This is a genomic window from Streptomyces paludis (genome assembly GCF_003344965.1).
Lineage (GTDB): Bacteria > Actinomycetota > Actinomycetes > Streptomycetales > Streptomycetaceae > Streptomyces > Streptomyces paludis.
Genome location: NZ_CP031194.1, coordinates 5,524,371 through 5,542,897 on the forward strand (window position 1 = coordinate 5,524,371; position 18,527 = coordinate 5,542,897).

At 68.2% G+C, this 18,527-nt stretch carries 18 protein-coding genes; 16 read left to right on the top strand and 2 right to left on the bottom strand.

The window, feature by feature from the left end:
• Nucleotides 1-23: 23 nt before the first annotated feature.
• From prmC to DVK44_RS24460, 4 genes are all read left to right on the top strand, one after another.
• Nucleotides 24-908, top strand: coding sequence for a peptide chain release factor N(5)-glutamine methyltransferase (prmC, locus tag DVK44_RS24445; protein WP_181957515.1), 885 nt, complete (start codon nt 24-26; stop codon nt 906-908).
• Between the two features lie 164 nt (nt 909-1,072).
• Entirely contained in the window at nt 1,073-1,720 is a 648-nt protein-coding gene (locus DVK44_RS24450; protein WP_114661815.1) for an L-threonylcarbamoyladenylate synthase, read from the top strand.
• On the top strand, nt 1,717-2,382 hold the full coding sequence (locus DVK44_RS24455; protein ID WP_114661817.1) for an arsenate reductase/protein-tyrosine-phosphatase family protein: 666 nt from the start codon (nt 1,717-1,719) through the stop codon (nt 2,380-2,382). Before DVK44_RS24450 ends, DVK44_RS24455 begins: the two co-directional genes overlap by 4 nt.
• Nucleotides 2,383-3,791: 1,409 nt before the next feature.
• A complete protein-coding gene (locus DVK44_RS24460) occupies nt 3,792-4,607 on the top strand; it encodes an alpha/beta hydrolase (RefSeq protein WP_114661819.1) in 816 nt (271 codons plus the stop codon).
• 23 nt (nt 4,608-4,630) lie between these two features.
• Here the strand turns inward: DVK44_RS24460 and DVK44_RS24465 are convergent, their stop codons facing one another.
• Entirely contained in the window at nt 4,631-5,185 is a 555-nt protein-coding gene (locus DVK44_RS24465) for a GNAT family N-acetyltransferase (RefSeq protein WP_114661820.1), read from the bottom strand.
• Nucleotides 5,182-6,471, bottom strand: a complete 1,290-nt coding sequence (locus tag DVK44_RS36495; protein WP_162794033.1) for a helix-turn-helix domain-containing protein — start codon at nt 6,469-6,471, stop codon at nt 5,182-5,184. The genes DVK44_RS24465 and DVK44_RS36495 overlap by 4 nt, the downstream gene beginning before the upstream one ends.
• A 219-nt stretch (nt 6,472-6,690) precedes the next feature.
• On the opposite strand from DVK44_RS36495, the gene DVK44_RS24480 reads away from it, so the two are divergent.
• The 12 genes from DVK44_RS24480 (at nt 6,691) to atpD (ending at nt 18,450) form a co-directional block, all read left to right on the top strand.
• Entirely contained in the window at nt 6,691-7,149 is a 459-nt protein-coding gene (locus DVK44_RS24480; RefSeq protein ID WP_331461633.1) for an ATP-binding protein, read from the top strand.
• A gap of 438 nt (nt 7,150-7,587) precedes the next feature.
• A complete protein-coding gene (locus DVK44_RS24485; protein ID WP_114661826.1) occupies nt 7,588-7,995 on the top strand; it encodes a hypothetical protein in 408 nt (135 codons plus the stop codon).
• 70 nt (nt 7,996-8,065) lie between these two features.
• Nucleotides 8,066-9,319: a serine hydroxymethyltransferase gene (locus tag DVK44_RS24490; protein WP_114661827.1), complete on the top strand. Its 1,254-nt coding sequence runs from the start codon at nt 8,066-8,068 to the stop codon at nt 9,317-9,319.
• Nucleotides 9,320-9,464: 145 nt separating this feature from the next.
• Nucleotides 9,465-10,823: an MraY family glycosyltransferase gene (locus DVK44_RS24495; protein WP_114661835.1), complete on the top strand. Its 1,359-nt coding sequence runs from the start codon at nt 9,465-9,467 to the stop codon at nt 10,821-10,823.
• 272 nt (nt 10,824-11,095) lie between these two features.
• Nucleotides 11,096-11,533 carry a hypothetical protein gene (locus DVK44_RS24500; RefSeq protein ID WP_114661837.1) on the top strand — a complete coding sequence of 146 codons (438 nt, stop codon included), beginning with the start codon at nt 11,096-11,098 and terminating at the stop codon, nt 11,531-11,533.
• Nucleotides 11,534-11,716: 183 nt separating this feature from the next.
• Nucleotides 11,717-12,574 (top strand): F0F1 ATP synthase subunit A, encoded by an 858-nt coding sequence (gene atpB, locus DVK44_RS24505; RefSeq protein ID WP_114661839.1) that lies wholly within the window; start codon nt 11,717-11,719, stop codon nt 12,572-12,574.
• Nucleotides 12,575-12,657: 83 nt separating this feature from the next.
• Nucleotides 12,658-12,888, top strand: coding sequence for an ATP synthase F0 subunit C (atpE, locus tag DVK44_RS24510; protein WP_114661841.1), 231 nt, complete (start codon nt 12,658-12,660; stop codon nt 12,886-12,888).
• Nucleotides 12,889-12,923: 35 nt separating this feature from the next.
• Nucleotides 12,924-13,469: a F0F1 ATP synthase subunit B gene (locus DVK44_RS24515; RefSeq protein ID WP_114661843.1), complete on the top strand. Its 546-nt coding sequence runs from the start codon at nt 12,924-12,926 to the stop codon at nt 13,467-13,469.
• Nucleotides 13,469-14,287, top strand: a complete 819-nt coding sequence (locus DVK44_RS24520; RefSeq protein WP_114661845.1) for a F0F1 ATP synthase subunit delta — start codon at nt 13,469-13,471, stop codon at nt 14,285-14,287. Before DVK44_RS24515 ends, DVK44_RS24520 begins: the two co-directional genes overlap by 1 nt.
• 165 nt (nt 14,288-14,452) lie before the next feature.
• Complete coding sequence (gene atpA, locus DVK44_RS24525; RefSeq protein ID WP_114661847.1) at nt 14,453-16,048, top strand: F0F1 ATP synthase subunit alpha; 1,596 nt, start codon at nt 14,453-14,455, stop codon at nt 16,046-16,048.
• Nucleotides 16,049-16,068: 20 nt separating this feature from the next.
• Entirely contained in the window at nt 16,069-17,001 is a 933-nt protein-coding gene (locus tag DVK44_RS24530; protein WP_114661849.1) for a F0F1 ATP synthase subunit gamma, read from the top strand.
• Nucleotides 17,002-18,450: a F0F1 ATP synthase subunit beta gene (gene atpD, locus DVK44_RS24535; protein WP_114661851.1), complete on the top strand. Its 1,449-nt coding sequence runs from the start codon at nt 17,002-17,004 to the stop codon at nt 18,448-18,450.
• Nucleotides 18,451-18,527: the final 77 nt, after the last annotated feature.

Below are 18,527 nucleotides of genomic sequence, written 5' to 3' on the forward strand. Positions count from 1 at the left end.
TCTCGCACTCCGGAGGAACCAGCGTGCAGCCACATTCTGGGGGGACCAGCGACTCCCAGCGGCGCAGCCTGCTGCTCGCGGAGGTGGCCCAGGCCACCCAGCGGCTGGCCGACGCGGGCGTGCCCTCGCCGCGCTTCGACGCGGAGGAACTCGCCGCGTACGTGCACGGCGTCAAGCGGGGAGAGCTGCACCGCGTCAAGGACGCGGACTTCGACGCCCGGTACTGGGAAGCCATCGCCCGCCGCGAGGCCCGCGAGCCGCTCCAGCACATCACCGGCCGCGCCTTCTTCCGCTATCTGGAACTCCAGGTCGGGCCGGGGGTGTTCGTACCGCGCCCGGAGACCGAATCGGTCGTCGGCTGGGCCATAGACGCCGTCCGCGCGATGGATGTCGTCGAGCCGATCGTCGTCGACCTGTGCTCCGGCTCCGGCGCGATCGCCCTCGCGATGGCCCAGGAGGTGCCGCGCTCGCGCGTGCACGCCGTGGAGCTGTCCGAGGACGCCCTCGCCTGGACCCGGAAGAACGCGGCGGGGTCGCGGGTCGCCGTACACCAGGGCGACGCGCTGAGCGCGCTGCCCGAGCTGGACGGCCAGGTCGACCTGGTCATCTCCAACCCGCCGTACATCCCGCTCACCGAGTGGGAGTACGTCGCCCCCGAGGCCCGCGACCACGACCCCGAGATGGCGCTCTTCTCCGGCGAGGACGGCCTCGACACCATCCGCGGGATCGAGCGCACCGCGCACCGGCTGCTGCGGCCCGGCGGGCTCGTCGTCATCGAGCACGCGGACACGCAGGGCGGCCAGGTGCCGTGGATCTTCAGCGAGGAGGCGGGCTGGGCCGACGCGGCCGACCACCCCGACCTGAACAAGCGCCCGCGCTTCGCGACCGCGCGCAAGGCTCTGCCGTGAGCAGGCCGGTCTTCCGTCTCTCCTGCTCTGCCTCCGGGCCCGGTCCAGCCGTGTCCCGGATCCCAGGTTTCTCGACGTTCCCCACTTTCTCCACTTTCTCAGCCCTCTCCACTCTCTCCGCTTCGAACACCCCGTCCGTGTATGTGCACGAGGAGGCCCGTTAAATGGCTCGGCGATACGACTGCAACGACGCTACTGACCGCACCACGGGTCTGCGCGAGGCCGCGTCCGCCGTCCGCCGCGGCGAGCTGGTCGTGCTCCCCACGGATACGGTCTACGGCATCGGCGCCGACGCCTTCAGCTCGGACGCGGTCGCCGATCTGCTGACCGCGAAGGGGCGCGGACGCAGCATGCCCACCCCCGTGCTGATCGGCTCCCCGAACACGCTGCACGGCCTGGTCACGGACTTCTCCGAGCAGGCGTGGGAGCTGGTCGACGCGTTCTGGCCGGGCGCCCTGACCCTGGTCGCCAAGCACCAGCCGTCCCTCCAGTGGGACCTCGGGGACACCCGGGGCACCGTCGCCATCCGGATGCCGCTGCACCCCGTCGCGATCGAGCTGCTCACCGAGGTCGGCCCGATGGCCGTCTCCAGCGCCAATCTCACGGGACACCCCGCTCCCGAGGACTGCGACGCCGCCCAGGAGATGCTGGGGGACTCCGTCTCCGTCTACCTCGACGGCGGCCCCACGCCCGCCAACATCCCCTCCTCCATCGTCGATGTCACCGGCCGGGTCCCGGTGCTGTTGCGGGCCGGCGCCCTCGATGCGGAGGAGCTGCGCAAGGTGGTACCCGACCTTGAGGTGGCCAATTGACCGCCCCTGAGGGGCGTGGCATAGCGGAGACCGCACACACCGGCACTCCCTTCCGCATCCTCCACGTCAGTACCGGCAACGTCTGCCGCTCGCCCATCACCGAGCGGCTGAACCGGCACGCCCTCAGCGTCCGCCTGGGGGAGCGGCTCCCCGGCGGGCTGATCGTGGAGAGCGCGGGCACCTGGGGACACGAGGGCGCCCCCATGGAGGCCAACGCCGAGGCCGTCCTCGCCGACTTCGGCGCGGACGCCACCGGTTTCGTCGGCCGGGAGCTGCTCGACGAGCACGTCATACGCGCCGATCTCGTCCTCACCGCGACCCGCGACCACCGCGCCCAGGTGATCTCCATGGGCCACTCCGCGGGGCTGCGCACCTTCACGCTGAAGGAGTTCACCCGGCTGGTACGCGCCATAGACCCGGCCACCCTGCCCGACCCACTGGACGAGGGCGTCGTAGAACGAGCCCGCGCCCTGGTACGAGCCGCCGCCGCGCTACGCGGCTGGCTACTGGCCCCCACAGCCGAGGCCGACGAGGTCTACGACCCGTACGGCGCGCCCATCACGTTCTTCCGCTCCATCGGCGAGGAAATCCACCAGGCCCTGGACCCAGTGGTAACGGCCCTGACGGGGGTCCCGGACGGCGGGGGAGACCGGGCGGCGTAGGGAGAGGGTCCGGTGGGGGCGGGCCGAGGCCCAAGGGCTGCCGGTCTTGCCGGTCTTGTCTTGGCGGCCGGGACTCATGCCCCGCTGGGCACCGTGGGGTTGTCGGGTGCGGGTCAGAGCGGAACTCTGTCGGGGGTGTGCCGGTGGCGGGGGTTGTTGGGCGTGGGGCCGCCCCTCCAGCCTTTGAGTGTCGCGCTTCCGGGCCGGGTGTAAAGGGCGCTCCTTCGTCGCGTCGGCTGCGCCGATTGCGCTGCGCTCCACCCTTGACACCCGTCCCTCCAGCGCAAGTGCGGCTTTCGGGAGGGGCGGCCGGGGGGAAGGGGGGCCCAGGAGGTGGCGCCGTACTGCCACTCGGTTCAGGGTCCGGCGGGCGGGTGGGCCCTGCGGGGCACGCGGCAGAGGAATGGGGTGACGCGGCCCCGGCTCAGCGGCGAACGGTCCGCTGTTGGTTGCGACTCAAGCCCCGCTGGTCACCGTTGCGTTGTGGTGCCCGGAAGGCGGACGGGTTCTGCTGCTCGGCCGGGTCTGCGGGCCGGACACCCTGCCCATGTGTCCCATATGGTACGGTTTGGTGGTCTGTTGGAGGTCTCCTCGGGCGGCACATGTGTCCTCAGGTGCGTTAGCGGCCCTCCTGGACGCATGGACGGCCTTCAGAAGCCCACTTGGCGCCACCCGCGTCCCAGCAATCCCACAACCCACACCACGGTGACCAGCGGGGCTTGCGTCTCAGCACGCGGCGGACCGTCAGCCGCTGAGCCGGTGTCGGACCGCCCCATTCCTCCGCTGCGCAGCCCCGCAGGGCCCACCGGCCCGTCGGACCCTGAGCCGAGCGGCAGGACAGCGGACCCTTCGGGCCCCCTCCCCCCGGCCGCCCCCCCTCATCCGCACTTGCGACTCCGGGGGAGGTGTCAAGGGCGGAGCGCAGCGGAGTCGGCGCAGCCGACGCGACGAAGGAGCGCCCTTTACTCCTCCACCGGAGGCGCGACACTGAAGGGAGGAGGGGCGGCCCAGCGCCCAGCACCTCGCCCCCGTACACCCCGGTCTACCTCTTGGCACTGACCCGCACCCCACAACCCCACCGCGCCCAGCGGGGCATGAGCCCCGCCCAACAGACGGCCGTCAGCCGCCGAGACGCCCCGGCAGCCCCATTCCTCTGCCGCGCAGCCCCGCAGGGCCCACCCGGCCCACCGGCCCCTAAGCCGAGTGGCAGTGCAGCCAGACCTCTTGGGTTCCCTTTCCCCCCGGGGGCGCGACACTCAAAGGCTTGTCCCGTGGGGAGGCCGTTGCGGTTGTCGCAAACCGGGTGGCGGTGCCGTCGACATCGTCGCGTGAGCGCGGGGTGGAACTGAGGCGCTCCACCAGTGCATGCGGCGTGGGTATTCTTCCGCGCGGTGGGGTAGTGCCTCCGCATGACTCGGGAAACCAGCTTCCACAGCCCTGATGGTCTGTTGCTTCGGGGGAGTGTTGGGTACCCGCCAGACACGGCGCAGGGTGTCGCGGTATTGGTTCATGGCGGCGGCGTGACGCGTGAGGAAGGTGGATTCTTCGGTCGCCTTGCCGACGGCTTGTCGAGCGTGGGGGTCGGTTCGTTGCGCTTTGACCTTCGGGGCCACGGAGAGAGCGAAGGGCGTCAGGAGGAGCTGACGATCGCGGGAGTCCTCAACGACATTCAGGCCGCTACGGATCATGTCCGTCAGCTGTTCGACTGTGGTCCCGTGCACCTGATCGGAACAAGTTTCGGCGGTGGAATCAGCGCCCTCTTCGCGGCACGCCACCCGCAGGAGGTAAAGAGCCTGACCCTTATGAACCCTCTTCTGAACTACAAGAAGCGGTTCATCGAGGACAAGCCGTACTGGAAGAATGTCACGATCGACGAATCCGCTGGGAGAGAGCTGACCTCTCGTGGATTCCTGGAGCACTCGCCTACGTTTCGGGTAGGGCGCGGCTTCCTCAACGAACTCTTCTACCTTCAGCCGCACAGGGCTCTTGGAGACATCGTTTCTCCGACCCTCTTCATCCACGGAACGTTGGACACTTTCATTCCGGTGGAGAGTTCACGATCCGCCGTCGGGGCTCTGAAGTCAGAAGTGAAGCTTCTGGAGATCGACGGGGCACAGCACGGGTTCGCGGTTCACGACGATCCGCAGTATCGGCAGCCGCAGACGCAAGAGTGGCAAGCTCATGTGATCCAGTCGGTAGCCGACTGGATCATCTGTCACGCGTAGAACAATTCGTAGACGTACGTCGGCTACGGCCCAGTCAGGGGTCTGGTCATGGACGTGAAGACGGGCGAGTCGTGAAAGGGCTGTTGTTCGCCGATTTTTTGGTAACCCCATGCCTCGTAGACGGCCTGTACCGCGCCATGGCCCGCGGCCGGGTTCACGAGGAGTGTGACCCGTTCCTCTGGACGGCGAGCGAGCCACTCCTCGTGGAGTTGCCGGGCCACGCCTCGTCCGCGCCACTGTCTCCGGACGACGATTTCGTTGAGGGCGACGGTCCGCTCGCCATTTTCCCGGGTGTATCCGTCGGGCAGGGGCGTGGTCATCGCGCTCCACCAGAGGGTGTTGGCACCGAGAGGGGTGCCGAAACAGAAGCCCACGGTCTCACCGTCCTCCTGGCCGAGGGCAGCTGTCCAGCCCGGTCGTGACGCATAGCTGGTCAGCCGTTCGTCGAATCGCTCGATGTCGTAGAAGGGGCCGGTGAGCCCGAAGTCCCGGTGCCGGACCTCGGCGTGAATATCGAGGATCGTCTGCCTGATCTCGGGTAGCTGTTCGGCGGTGCAGTGGCGGACATTGACAGTCATGCGCGGTCTCCTTGTGTGCCGGCGTACCGCTCCGCCCATTGAGCGGCACCCCGTGCTCCGGGCGCGACAGCGGACAGCTCACGGCTGAACGTATCCATCAACAGGCCGGTACGCCCGGTCAGCGAAGCATTTCCAGCGGCCTTCAGCACAGATGCGGCCGTGTCGCAGGCGTGTTCCATGTCCCGCTGTCTGAGCTGGGCAAGCGCGAGATGGGCGGTGTAGTAGAGGCGATTGCGTGTGTACCCGGGACGGAGCGTGGCAAGAGTGCGGTGAAGGTATGCCTCGGATTGATCATGCCGTCCCAGGTGGGACATGGCGAGGGCGCCGAGTCCGAACAGTTCGGACCGGTCGTAGAAACCGAGCCAGGCGGGAAGTGGCTCCGCGGCATCGGTCCGGGCGAAGGAGTCGACGGCCAGATCGAAGTTGGCCAGCGCGGAACGCTGTTGGCCGGAGATCGCCTGGTTCACGGCGAGCCGTACCGCCGCCAGTGAACGCATCGTGGGATTTCGACGGGATGCCTGGGAAGCCCGGCCGGCTTCAGCGGCGGCGAGGGCTTCGTTAGGTCGCCGCTGTTGTTGGGACAGGACCGCGGCGTGCCCCCATAGACGAAGCTGTATGTCGGAGCTGCCCGCGAGTCCGGCCAGGGTCATGGCCCGGTCGAGATGACGTTCCGCTCGATCCGGCTGATGTGCGTCGAGCGCGGCCCACAACGCGGTACCGGTGAACGCAGCGGCCAGATAATAGAGTCGGCGGCGTACGCGTTGAGGAGCATGTCCTGCTGCATGGAGTTCAATGGCGTGCTTCGCGAATTCGAGAGCTCGTGTTTCCGCTCGGACGGTTCCTCCGTGCTGGTTGTCCGCGGAGACAAGTTCGGTGAATGAGGATTCCAGACGATTGGCATCGGCCATTCCAACACGGCTCACCGCACGGCCGGGTTGTGCGGGTAGAGCGACCGAGGCGGCGAGCGCAACCGCGGTTCCGGTGAAGGTGCGACGCCGCACATCATCCTCCGATGACACTGATCCGAGTGGTGTGCTGGAACGCATGGCCGAACTCACGAACCCTAACTCCTCGGCCGAACAGCCAAATTCTTCCTCAAGGGCACGGCGTTGTCGTGCGTGTGGAGCCCGGGTCCTTCCGGCCACCCAATTCCTTACATGGCGGTCGGTCACCGTACCGACCTTTCCGGTGAAGGTCTCGATGCGCAGGTTGAGGGCCTCGGCGAGTTCCTGCTGTGTGAGTCCCGCCGCAGTCATCCGCGCGGTGAGAAGCGCGTTCCGGGTCATGCCGCAAAGGTAGCGATGCCGGACGGTAGCTGCCACGCGGCAGTGGGTAAAAGTTTCCGCTTGCTGGATGGGCTCGATGGCATCAAGTTGCCTGGGCCGATTGACGGCAAGTGGGTTGGCTGGTCGTGAACCTCTTGAGGGCTCGCACGCGCTGGAGCGTGTGTCCGGCCCTCGGACAAGGAGACCAGTGATCAATCGGGCGTATGTATGGGCCGACATGTGTTCAAGGAGTGCCATCCGGTGAGCCCACGTCGAAAAAAGCTGGAAATCCTCTGCGGCCTGCCACCGGAGGGGCCGCCGCCGCGGCTCATGTTGGTGAGTGAGCCGCAGTCGGTGCACGCGGCGCGGAGGTGGGTGCGGGAGTTTGTTGAGAGCCGGTTGCCCGCGACGAGCGGCGCGCGGGCGGCCGATATCGAGTTGGTGGTCTCGGAGTTGGTCACCAATGGGATCCGGTACGGGAGCGAGCCCGGGGACAGTGTGCTCGTTGTCCTGGACGTCCGGCCCGCGCTGGTTCGGGTGGAGGTTCACGATCCTGTGCGGCGGCGGCCCCGGGGCCGGGCTGTTTCGCATCAACGGGCCCGTGGGCGGGGGCTGTTCATCGTCGCGGCGCTGGCGGAGCGGTGGGGCGTGGAAGACCGGCCGTTCGGCAAGAGCGTCTGGGCGGAGCTGGCCCGTTGACCGACTGATCCGAACGCTGGCCACCGCCGCGCTCGTCGTCCTCGTCATCACGCTCGTCAGCGATCAGCTCGGCGCACGGGCGCCGCCCTGAACTCCCTGAACTCCCTGAACTCCCGTTCCGGCCGGACTCCCGGCGAAGGATTCGCCGGCCGGAACGGGCCGGGGCCATCAAAGGGCCCCACCGCACCACCCGGCCCCGGACGGACCGGAGGCCGGGCACGGCACAGGAGGTCACCATGCGATACCGCATCGACCCGGTCAAGTACGGCGGCGACAACGACGGCGACGGAGACGACGGCCAGGACTCCACCCCGCCCGGCGGCTGCGGAGACGGCCAGGGCTGCGGGCGCCAGTAGGCATCCATCACCCCCCATTTATCAAGCGGCCTCGCCCCATCCGGGCGGGGCCGCCCCACCCCCCACCCGCACAAGGACACACGTGCCCACACCCCACCACCACGCCTACCTCTGGCTCGGCCACGGCGACCTCCTCGTCAAACCCGGCGACGCCCACCGCCGCCCCGGCCACCCCGAATTCCCCTCCACCCCCGTCATGCCCCTCGAAAGCGCCGACTGGCTCCTCAAGACCCCCGCACACGTACGGGGCACATTTGCCCCTCCCCGAGACGCCGCCCACTGGTACGTCGAACAGTTCACCCAGCACGCCTCCGCCGTCACCGGCAGCTACGCCCGCCCGGCCGACGCGGTCCACCTCATCCGCCGCCTCGAAAACCGACACGACATCGTCGGAGGCTGGTGGCTCACCGGCGGACGCTTCCTCTCCCTCAACCTCATCGCCTGCACACCCCACCCCCTACGACCACACCACACCTGCCCCACGCCCTGACCGGCCCCCGCGCCGGACCCGGCTCGGACGCCTACATTGGAGGAGGGACGTCGCCTCCGAGGAGATCGTCATGTCCGTAGCCACCGCCTATCCGTCCCAGCTCGATGCGCTGCGTCGGCAGGATCCGGAGATGGCTGAGGTGATCCTCGCGGAGCTGCGCCGGCAGGCGGACAGTCTTCAGCTCATCGCGGCGGAGAACTTCACCTCGCCCGCCGTTCTCGCCGCCCTCGGGTCGCCGCTCGCCAATAAGTACGCCGAGGGGTATCCCGGCGCCCGGCACCACGGTGGCTGTGAGCTGGTCGATACCGCCGAGCGGATCGCGATCGGCCGGGCCGAGGGGCTTTTTGGGGCTGAGCATGCCAACGTACAGCCGCACTCCGGGTCCTCCGCCGTCCTCGCGGCGTACGCGGCGCTGCTGCGGCCCGGGGACACGGTGCTGGCGATGGGGCTGCGGTACGGGGGGCATCTCACCCATGGCGCGCCTGTGAACTTCTCCGGGCGGTGGTTCGACTTCGTCGGGTACGGGGTGGATCCGGAGACCGGGCTGATCGATTACGGGCGCGTGGAGGAGCTGGCGGGTGTGTACCGGCCCAAGGCGATCGTCTGCGGGTCGATCTCGTATCCGCGCCATATCGACTACGCCGCGTTCCGGGACATCGCCGACGACGTGGGTGCCTATCTGATCGCGGACGCGGCCCATCCGATCGGGCTGGTCGCCGGGGGAGCGGCGCCGACGCCGGTGCCGTACGCCGATGTCGTTTGTGCGACGACGCACAAGGTGCTGCGGGGGCCGCGCGGCGGGATGATCCTGTGCGGGGAGCGGTACGCGGAGCGGATCGACCGGGCGGTGTTCCCGTTCACGCAGGGCGGCGCCCAGATGCACACCATCGCCGCGAAGGGGGTCGCCTTCGGTGAGGCGGCGGCTCCGGGTTTCGCCGTCTACGCCCACCAGGTCGTCGCCAACGCCCGTGCGCTGGCAAGGACGTTGGCCGCGGAAGGCGTCCATGTCACCACCGAGGGCACGGACACGCATCTGATCACGGCCGACACCGCGCCGCTCGGTGTGGACGGCGCGACCGCCCGCGGCCGGCTGGCCGCCGCGGGCGTGGTGCTGGACACCTGCGTGCTGCCGTACGGGGAGGAGCGGGGGATCAGGCTCGGTACCGCCGCCGTGACCACCCAGGGCATGCGGGAGGCGGAGATGGAGCGGATCGGGCACCTGGTGGCCTCGGTGGTACGGGAGGGCGCTGACGGGGCGCGTGGGGCTCGCGATGATGTGCGCGAGCTGGTGGGGCGGTTTCCGCCGTATGCGACGCTTTCCTGAGGGAAAGGCCGGTGGGCGGCGTGGAGCGCAACCATCCGGTCTACCCCGGTGTCCTTGCTCATATGCCGACTCCGTTTCCATCGGACGTCTCCGCGCGGGCTAGTGTGTGGGGCTGAGATGGCCAGCGATTCCTCTGGGGCAGCCCGTGCGTGATTACCTGCTGACGCTCTGCGTGACGGCCGCGGTGACCTATCTGCTCACCGGCCCGGTGCGGAAGTTCGCCATCGCGACCGGAGCGATGCCGGAGATCCGGGCCCGTGACGTCCACCGCGAACCGACGCCGAGGCTCGGCGGCATCGCCATGTTCTTCGGTCTGTGCGCCGGACTGCTCGTCGCGGACAACCTCCAGAACCTCAACGCGGTGTTCGAGCGATCGAACGAACCGCGCGCGCTGCTCTCCGGGGCGGCGCTGATCTGGCTGATCGGCGTCCTGGACGACAAGTTCGAACTGGACGCGCTGATCAAGCTCGGCGCACAGATGATCGCCGCGGGTGTGATGGTGATGCAGGGTCTGACGATCCTGTGGATCCCGGTGCCGGGGGCCGGCATGGTCTCGCTGACGTCCTGGCAGGGCACCCTGCTCACGGTGGCACTGGTCGTGATCACGATCAACGCGGTGAACTTCGTGGACGGTCTGGACGGGCTGGCGGCCGGCATGGTCTGCATCGCCTCCGCCGCGTTCTTCCTTTACGCGTACCGGATCTGGTACGGGTACGGGATCGAGGCCGCCGCCCCCGCCACGCTCTTCGCCGCCATCCTGATCGGTATGTGTGTCGGCTTCCTGCCGCACAACATGCACCCGGCGCGGATCTTCATGGGCGACTCGGGATCGATGCTGATCGGGCTCGTCCTTGCGGCGGGCGCGATCTCGGTGACCGGACAGGTCGACATGGACGCCCTGAAGATCTTCGAGGGCTCCGCCCGCCAGGCCACACACGCGGCGCTGCCGGTCTTCATCCCGCTGCTGCTGCCGCTGACGATCATCGCGATCCCGTTCGCGGACCTGGTGCTGGCCGTCGTACGCCGTACCTGGAACGGGAAGTCGCCGTTCGCCGCCGACCGGGGGCATCTGCACCACCGGCTGCTGGACATCGGGCACTCGCACAGCCGCTCGGTGCTGATCATGTACTTCTGGTCGGCGCTGATCGCGTTCGGTGTGGTCGCGTACTCGGTGCACTCGGCGTCGATGTGGATCCTGCTGCTGGTCGTCGGGCTGAGCGCGGTGGGGCTGGTGCTGCTCCTGCTGCCGCGCTTCACGCCGCGGGCGCCGCTGTGGGCACAGGCGTTCGTACCCCCGCGCTACCGGCGCCGCAGTTGGCGGCAGAAGGAGCGCACGGGGGCGGGCGGGACGGACACCGCTCGGGACGCCACCGGGCCGGAGGGCGGGGCGGATGCCGCCGGGGCGCCGGAACCCGAGCCCGTACCGGCCGGCGTCAACGGGGCGACCGCGCTGAGCGCCCATTCGCATTCCCAAGATCGTCCCAAGGCCGGCTCGCGGCGCTGAGCGAGCGGCTATTCTTCTCTTCGGCGCCCATTAACAGACAAGGTGCCCCGCCGTCCCGCACACACGCGCGCGTTAACTCTCACGTGTGACGGGTGGCACACGTCATGGTAAAGAACTCATCAAATAGTTTGTGATACTGTTCACGAGACCCGGCAACACAGCCGAAGGGCCGCAGCGCGACGGTTCGTTGGTACGGGAAACCTTCTCCCGGACCGGGCCTACGCTCGTCCATGACGACACCGTCCCCGATCCAGTTCAGCGGAGCTGCCGCCATGCCGTCCAATGACGCCCGGACCCTCCTTCACACCGCCGTGCCCACCGCCGCCGTCGGTGCTGTCGCCGCGGTGGTGAGTGCTGTGGCCGCGGCTGGCAAGGGGGCCCTGGGGGCCGTCGTCGGCACCGTCGTAGTGATCGTGTTCATGGGGGTCGGCCTCGTGGTGCTCGAACGGGTGGCCAAGTCAATGCCACACATGTTCCAGTCCATGGGGCTGTTGGTCTACATGACACAGCTTCTGGTGCTTTTCGTCTTCATGGCGGCCATCAAGAACACCACCCTGTTCAACCCCAAGGCTTTCGCGTTCACGCTGGTCGCGACGGCCCTGGTGTGGATCGCGGCCCAGGCCCGCGCGAACGTGACATCCAAGACCCTGTATGTCGAGCCCGATTCCTCGGCCGCCGACCCTGCCGAGAAGACAGGCTCCGCGACGTGAGTGGTAGGGCCGGGATAAGGGCTTGTTCGGGATCCTGCTATCGTCCGGTGCCAACTGCGGCATTGCGGACGCGGGCATCCGAGCTGACGCCTGTTCTCACGCGAGGCTCCACGCCCGACCGCCGTCCCCACATCCGTTTCACCAGTCCAGTGCCGAATCGCGGCTGCGCGTCGCGCCGACACCATGAGGTTGCCGTACCTATGCGCCACGCTGAAGGAGCCCCCGGTGAGTGCTGACCCGACGCAGGTGCTCGCTTTCGAGACCGACTGCCACCTGTTCAAGGGGTGTGGTTTCGAGGGACCGAGCGTGTGGTCGTTCATCTTCGAACCGATCGCCAAAGTCGGCCCGGTGGAATTCAACAAGCCGATGCTGCTGGCGATCATCGGTTCGATCCTGATCATGGTCTTCTTCTGGCTGGCCTTCGCCAAGCCGAAGGTCGTGCCCGGCAAGACGCAGATGGTCGCCGAGGTGCTCTACGACTTCGTCCGGCGCGGCATCGGCCGTGAGGTCATCGGCAAGAAGGCCGAGCCCTTCATCCCGCTGCTGGTCTCGCTGTTCTTCTTCGTCTGGATGCTGAACCTCTGGGCCCTGATCCCGCTCGCCCAGTTCCCGGTCAGCTCGGTGATCGCCTTCCCGGCGGCGCTCGCGCTGGTCGTCTGGGTCACGTACATGACGGTGACCTTCAAGGTCAACGGCTTCGTCGGCGGCATCAAGAACCTCTGCGTCCCGTCCGGGCTGCCGAAGCCGATCTACCTCATCCTGACCCCGATCGAGTTCATCTCGAACATCTTCCTGCGGCCGTTCACACTGGCCGTGCGACTGTTCGCGAACATGTTCGCCGGTCACGCGCTGATCCTGATCTTCACGATCGCCACCTGGTACATGCTCGGCACGTTCCTCGGCACCGCCTACGCCTCCGTCTCCTTCGTGATGGCCCTGGTCATCACGGTGTTCGAGATGTTCATCCAGGCGCTCCAGGCGTACGTGTTCACCGTGCTGGCCGCCACCTACCTCTCCCAGGCGCTCGAAGAGGCTCACTGAGCCCGTCGGGACGTCACCCCGCGGAACCCCATACGTCCGGTGGACCAACCACCCACCGGCCCACCAAGAGAAGGAACCACGCAATGTCTGCTCTCGAGACCATCGCGGCCGTTGACGGCAACATCGGCACCATCGGTTACGGCCTCGCCGCGATCGGCCCCGGCATCGGCGTCGGCATCATCTTCGGTAACGGTGTCCAGGCGATCGCCCGTCAGCCCGAGGCGGCCGGCCTGATCCGCCAGAACATGCTCCTCGGCTTCGCGGTCGTCGAGGCCCTCGCCCTGATCGGCTTCGTCGTTCCGTTCATCCTCTGACGGTCCCGACAGCCGTTTTCGACGAAAGGTCCACCATGATGTACCTGGCATCCTCGGAGCCGCAGAACCCGCTGCTCCCGGTCTGGCCCGAGGTCGTCATCGGTCTGATCTGTTTCGGCATTATCTACTTCGTCTTCGCCAAGAAGCTCCTCCCGGCCATCAACAAGGCCCTGGAAGAGCGTCACGAGGCGATCGAAGGCGGTATCGAGAAGGCCGAAGCGGCTCAGATCGAGGCGCAGAGCGTCCTTGAGCAGTACAAGGCCCAGCTCGCCGAGGCCCGGCACGAGGCCGCCCGTCTCCGCCAGGAGGCGACCGAGCAGGGCACCGCGATCATCCAGGAGATGAAGGCGGAAGGCCAGCGGCAGCGCGAAGAGATCATCGCCGCCGGTCACGCTCAGATCGAGGCCGACCGCAAGGCCGCGGCCGGCGCGCTCCGTCAGGACGTGGGCAAGCTCGCCACCGACCTGGCAGGCAAGCTGGTCGGCGAGTCCCTTGAGGACAGCGCCCGGCAGAGCCGCACCATCGACCGCTTCCTCGACGAGCTTGAGGACGGTGCCGCGAAGGCCGAGGCCGCCCGGTGATGACGCAGGGAGCGAGCCGTACGGCGCTGTCCGCCGCGCGCGAGCGCCTCGATACGCTCACCGACTCCACCGCGGTCGACGTGGCGGAGCTGTCGGAGGAGCTGAGCGCGGTCACCGCGCTGCTCGACCGCGAGGTCTCGCTGCGCCGGGTCCTGACCGACCCGGCGCGTTCCGGCGAGGCCAAGGCCGAGCTGGCCGGTCAGCTGCTGGGCGGACAGGTGGGCGGGACGACCGCCGATCTCTTCGCCGGCATGGTCCGCAGCCGCTGGTCTGGTCCGCGCGATCTGGTCGACGCGGTGGAGGAGCTTGCCTCCACCGCCGAGCTGACCGCCGCGCAGCGGGCCGGCGGGCTGGACGACGTGGAGGACGAGCTGTTCCGGTTCGGCCGGATCGTCGAGTCCGACCAGTCGCTGCGCGCCGCGCTGACCGACCGGTCGGCGACCGTCGCCGCCAAGACCACGCTGCTGCACAGCCTGCTGGGCGGCCGGGCCAACCCGGTCACCGAGCGCCTGGTGGTACGTCTGGTGACCCGGCCCCGGGGACGTAGCCTGGAAGCGGGTCTCCAGACCCTCTCCCGGCTCGCCGCGGCCCGCCGGGAACGCCTGGTCGCCGTCGTCACCTCGGCGGTGCCGCTCACGGACGGACAGAAGCAGCGTCTCGGCGCCGCCCTGGCCAAGCTGTACGGCCACCCGATGCATCTGAACCTGGACGTGGACCCCGCGGTCCTCGGCGGAGTGACGGTGCGGGTCGGCGACGAGGTCATCAACGGAACGGTCGCGGACCGGCTCGAAGAGGCCGAGCGGCGGCTCGCCGGCTGATCACCGGCACGGCTTGATCACCGGCACACAAACGAAGACAGGCAAGACCAGCGGCCCGGTTGGGCCGTGCAGAGACTGCAGAAGATTTCCTGGGGGTCGCCCCCAGAGCGGAAACGCAGACCCCCAAAGAAACTTCGGGCCCAACAAGGAGAGCAGGGAACCCAGATGGCGGAGCTCACGATCCGGCCGGAGGAGATCCGGGATGCGCTGGAGAACTTTGTCCAGTCGTACAAGCCGGACGCGGCCTCGCGCGAGGAGGTCGGTACGGTCAGCGTGGCCGGAGACGGTATCGCCAAGATCGAGGGCCTGCCCTCGGCCATGGCGAACGAGCTGCTGAAGTTCGAGGACGGCACCCTTGGTCTCGCCCTCAACCTCGAAGAGCGCGAGATCGGTTCGATCGTCCTCGGCGAGTTCAGTGGTATCGAGGAGGGACAGTCGGTCACCCGTACCGGCGAGGTTCTCTCCGTGGCGGTCGGCGAGGGCTACCTGGGTCGTGTCGTCGACCCGCTCGGCAACCCGATCGACGGTCTCGGCGAGATCGCGACCGAGGACCGCCGCGCCCTTGAGCTGCAGGCCCCCGGCGTCATGGTCCGCAAGTCGGTCCACGAGCCGATGCAGACCGGCTACAAGGCCGTCGACGCGATGGTGCCGATCGGCCGCGGTCAGCGTCAGCTGATCATCGGTGACCGGCAGACCGGCAAGACCGCGCTGGCCGTCGACACGATCATCAACCAGCGCGACAACTGGCGCTCGGGCGACGTGAACAAGCAGGTCCGCTGCATCTACGTCGCCATCGGCCAGAAGGGCTCCACCATCGCGTCCGTACGCGGTGCGCTGGAGGAGGCCGGCGCGCTGGAGTACACGACGATCGTCGCCGCCCCCGCGTCCGACCCGGCCGGCTTCAAGTACCTGGCGCCGTACACCGGTTCGGCCATCGGCCAGCACTGGATGTACCAGGGCAAGCATGTCCTGATCATCTTCGACGACCTCTCGAAGCAGGCCGACGCCTACCGCGCCGTGTCCCTGCTGCTGCGCCGTCCGCCGGGCCGTGAGGCGTACCCGGGCGACGTCTTCTACCTGCACTCGCGTCTGCTGGAGCGCTGCGCCAAGCTCTCCGACGAGCTGGGTGCCGGCTCGATGACGGGTCTGCCGATCGTCGAGACGAAGGCCAACGACGTGTCGGCGTTCATCCCGACCAACGTCATCTCCATCACCGACGGCCAGTGCTTCCTGGAGTCCGACCTGTTCAACGCCGGCCAGCGGCCCGCGCTGAACGTCGGTATCTCGGTCTCCCGAGTCGGCGGCTCCGCCCAGCACAAGGCGATGCGCCAGGTCTCCGGCCGACTGCGCGTGGACCTCGCCCAGTACCGCGAGCTGGAGGCGTTCGCGTCCTTCGGTTCCGACCTGGACGCCACCTCCAAGGCTTCCCTGGAGCGCGGCAAGCGCATCGTCGAGCTGCTGAAGCAGCCGCAGTACGCCCCGTACCCGGTGGAGGAGCAGGTCGTCTCCGTCTGGGCCGGCACCACCGGCAAGATGGACGACGTACCGGTCGAGGACATCCGCCGCTTCGAGAGCGAGCTGCTGGAGCACCTGCGCCGCGAGCGCAAGGAGCTGCTGACCAGCATCGCCGAGGGCGCCAAGATGTCCGACGACACGCTCCAGTCGATCGCGGACGCCGTCGCCGGCTTCAAGCGGCAGTTCGAGACCTCGGACGGCAAGCTCCTCGGAGACGACGCGCCGGCCGTTAACGTCTCCAAGTGACGACGGAAGGGACCTGACTCATGGGAGCCCAGCTCCGGGTCTACAAGCGTCGCATCAAATCCGTCACCGCGACCAAGAAGATCACCAAGGCGATGGAGATGATCGCCGCCTCGCGCATCGTCAAGGCGCAGCGCCAGGTGGCGGCGTCCGAGCCGTACGCGACCGAGCTCACCCACGCGGTGACCTCGGTGGCGGTCGGTTCCACCACCAAGCACGCCCTGACCACCGAGGTCGAGAACCCGACCCGGGCCGCGGTCCTGCTCATCACGAGCGACCGCGGTCTGGCCGGGGGCTACTCCTCGAACGCGATCAAGGCGGCCGAGCACCTCACCAGTCAGCTCAGCCGTGAGCGCAAGGACGTCGTGACCTACATCGTGGGTCGCAAGGGCCTGGCCTACTACGGCTTCCGTGACCGCCCGGTCACGGACTCCTGGACGGGCTTCACGGACAGCCCGACCTACGCCGACGCGAAGGTGGTGGCCGCCCCGCTCATCGAGGCGATCACCAAGGACACGGCGGAGGGCGGGGTGGACGAGGTCCACATCGTCTTCACCGAGTTCGTGTCGATGATGACGCAGACGCCGGTCGAGCGGCGGCTGCTGCCGCTGACGCTCGCGCCGAGCAGCGCGGAGGAGTCGGCCGAGGTCTTCAAGCGCGGTGGCGAGATCCGCCCGCTGTTCGACTTCGAGCCATCGGCGGAGGACGTCCTCGACGCCCTGCTGCCGCGCTACATCGAGAGCCGTATCTACAACGCGCTGCTCCAGGCCGCCGCTTCCAAGCACGCTGCCACCCGCCGCGCGATGAAGTCGGCGACCGACAACGCCGGGGAACTCATCAAGAGCCTCTCCCGGCTTGCCAACGCGGCCCGCCAGGCCGAAATCACCCAGGAAATCAGCGAGATCGTCGGTGGCGCGAGCGCTCTGGCCGACGCGACCGCGGGGAGTGACAGGTAAATGACGACGACTACCGAGAACGCTGTGGCCGCAGCCACGGGGCGTGTGTCCCGGGTCATCGGCCCGGTCGTCGACGTGGAATTCCCCGTCGACGCGATGCCCGAGATCTACAACGCACTGCACGTCGAGGTGGCCGACCCGGCCGAGAACGGCAAGCGCAAGACGCTGACCCTCGAAGTCGCCCAGCACCTGGGCGAGGGCGTGGTCCGCGCGATCTCCATGCAGCCCACCGACGGTCTGGTCCGCCAGTCCGCGGTGACCGACACGGGCGCGGGCATCACCGTCCCGGTCGGTGATGTGACCAAGGGCAAGGTGTTCAACACCCTCGGTCAGATCCTGAACGAGCCGGAGGCCGAGGCGCAGATCACCGAGCGCTGGCCGATCCACCGCAAGGCCCCGGCCTTCGACCAGCTCGAGTCGAAGACCGAGATGTTCGAGACCGGCCTGAAGGTCGTCGACCTGCTGACCCCGTACGTCAAGGGCGGCAAGATCGGTCTGTTCGGTGGTGCGGGCGTCGGCAAGACGGTCCTCATCCAGGAAATGATCATGCGTGTGGCCAAGCTGCACGACGGTGTCTCGGTGTTCGCCGGTGTCGGTGAGCGCACCCGTGAGGGCAACGACCTCATCGACGAGATGACCGACTCGGGCGTGCTGGACAAGACCGCGCTGGTCTTCGGCCAGATGGACGAGCCGCCGGGCACCCGTCTGCGGGTCGCCCTGTCCGCCCTGACCATGGCGGAGTACTTCCGCGATGTGCAGAAGCAGGACGTGCTGCTCTTCATCGACAACATCTTCCGTTTCACCCAGGCCGGCTCCGAGGTCTCCACGCTGCTCGGCCGTATGCCGTCCGCGGTGGGTTACCAGCCGACCCTGGCGGACGAGATGGGTGTGCTCCAGGAGCGCATCACCTCGACGCGTGGTCACTCGATCACCTCGATGCAGGCGATCTACGTCCCCGCGGACGACCTGACCGACCCGGCCCCGGCCACGACCTTCGCGCACCTCGACGCGACGACCGTGCTGTCGCGTCCGATCTCGGAGAAGGGCATCTACCCCGCGGTGGACCCGCTGGACTCCACGTCCCGCATCCTGGACCCGCGCTACATCTCGCAGGACCACTACAACGCGGCCAGCCGCGTCAAGGGGACCCTGCAGAAGTACAAGGACCTCCAGGACATCATCGCGATCCTCGGTATCGACGAGCTGGGCGAGGAGGACAAGCTCGTTGTCCACCGTGCCCGTCGCGTCGAGCGCTTCCTCTCGCAGAACACCCACGCCGCCAAGCAGTTCACCGGCCTGGACGGTTCCGACGTCCCGCTCGACGAGTCGATCGCCGCGTTCAACGCGATCATCGACGGGGACTACGACCACTTCCCCGAGCAGGCGTTCTTCATGTGCGGTGGCCTGGACGACCTCAAGGCCAGCGCCAAGGAGCTGGGCGTCTCCTGAGTGCCGTCCGGAGGGGGGCGGGCGCTCTCCCGCCCCCCTCCGGCGCACGCACCACCGACCACCCCATAGAATTGAAG

Coding starts and splice junctions, on each gene's coding strand:
- DVK44_RS24450 (WP_114661815.1), top strand. CDS start 1,073: ATGGCTCGGCGATACGACTGCAACGACGCTACTGACCGCACCACGGGT.
- DVK44_RS24460 (WP_114661819.1), top strand. CDS start 3,792: ATGACTCGGGAAACCAGCTTCCACAGCCCTGATGGTCTGTTGCTTCGG.
- DVK44_RS24465 (WP_114661820.1), bottom strand. CDS start 5,185: ATGACTGTCAATGTCCGCCACTGCACCGCCGAACAGCTACCCGAGATC.
- DVK44_RS36495 (WP_162794033.1), bottom strand. CDS start 6,471: ATGACCCGGAACGCGCTTCTCACCGCGCGGATGACTGCGGCGGGACTC.
- DVK44_RS24490 (WP_114661827.1), top strand. CDS start 8,066: ATGTCCGTAGCCACCGCCTATCCGTCCCAGCTCGATGCGCTGCGTCGG.
- DVK44_RS24500 (WP_114661837.1), top strand. CDS start 11,096: ATGCCGTCCAATGACGCCCGGACCCTCCTTCACACCGCCGTGCCCACC.
- atpB (WP_114661839.1), top strand. CDS start 11,717: ATGAGGTTGCCGTACCTATGCGCCACGCTGAAGGAGCCCCCGGTGAGT.
- atpE (WP_114661841.1), top strand. CDS start 12,658: ATGTCTGCTCTCGAGACCATCGCGGCCGTTGACGGCAACATCGGCACC.
- DVK44_RS24515 (WP_114661843.1), top strand. CDS start 12,924: ATGATGTACCTGGCATCCTCGGAGCCGCAGAACCCGCTGCTCCCGGTC.
- DVK44_RS24520 (WP_114661845.1), top strand. CDS start 13,469: ATGACGCAGGGAGCGAGCCGTACGGCGCTGTCCGCCGCGCGCGAGCGC.
- atpA (WP_114661847.1), top strand. CDS start 14,453: ATGGCGGAGCTCACGATCCGGCCGGAGGAGATCCGGGATGCGCTGGAG.
- DVK44_RS24530 (WP_114661849.1), top strand. CDS start 16,069: ATGGGAGCCCAGCTCCGGGTCTACAAGCGTCGCATCAAATCCGTCACC.
- atpD (WP_114661851.1), top strand. CDS start 17,002: ATGACGACGACTACCGAGAACGCTGTGGCCGCAGCCACGGGGCGTGTG.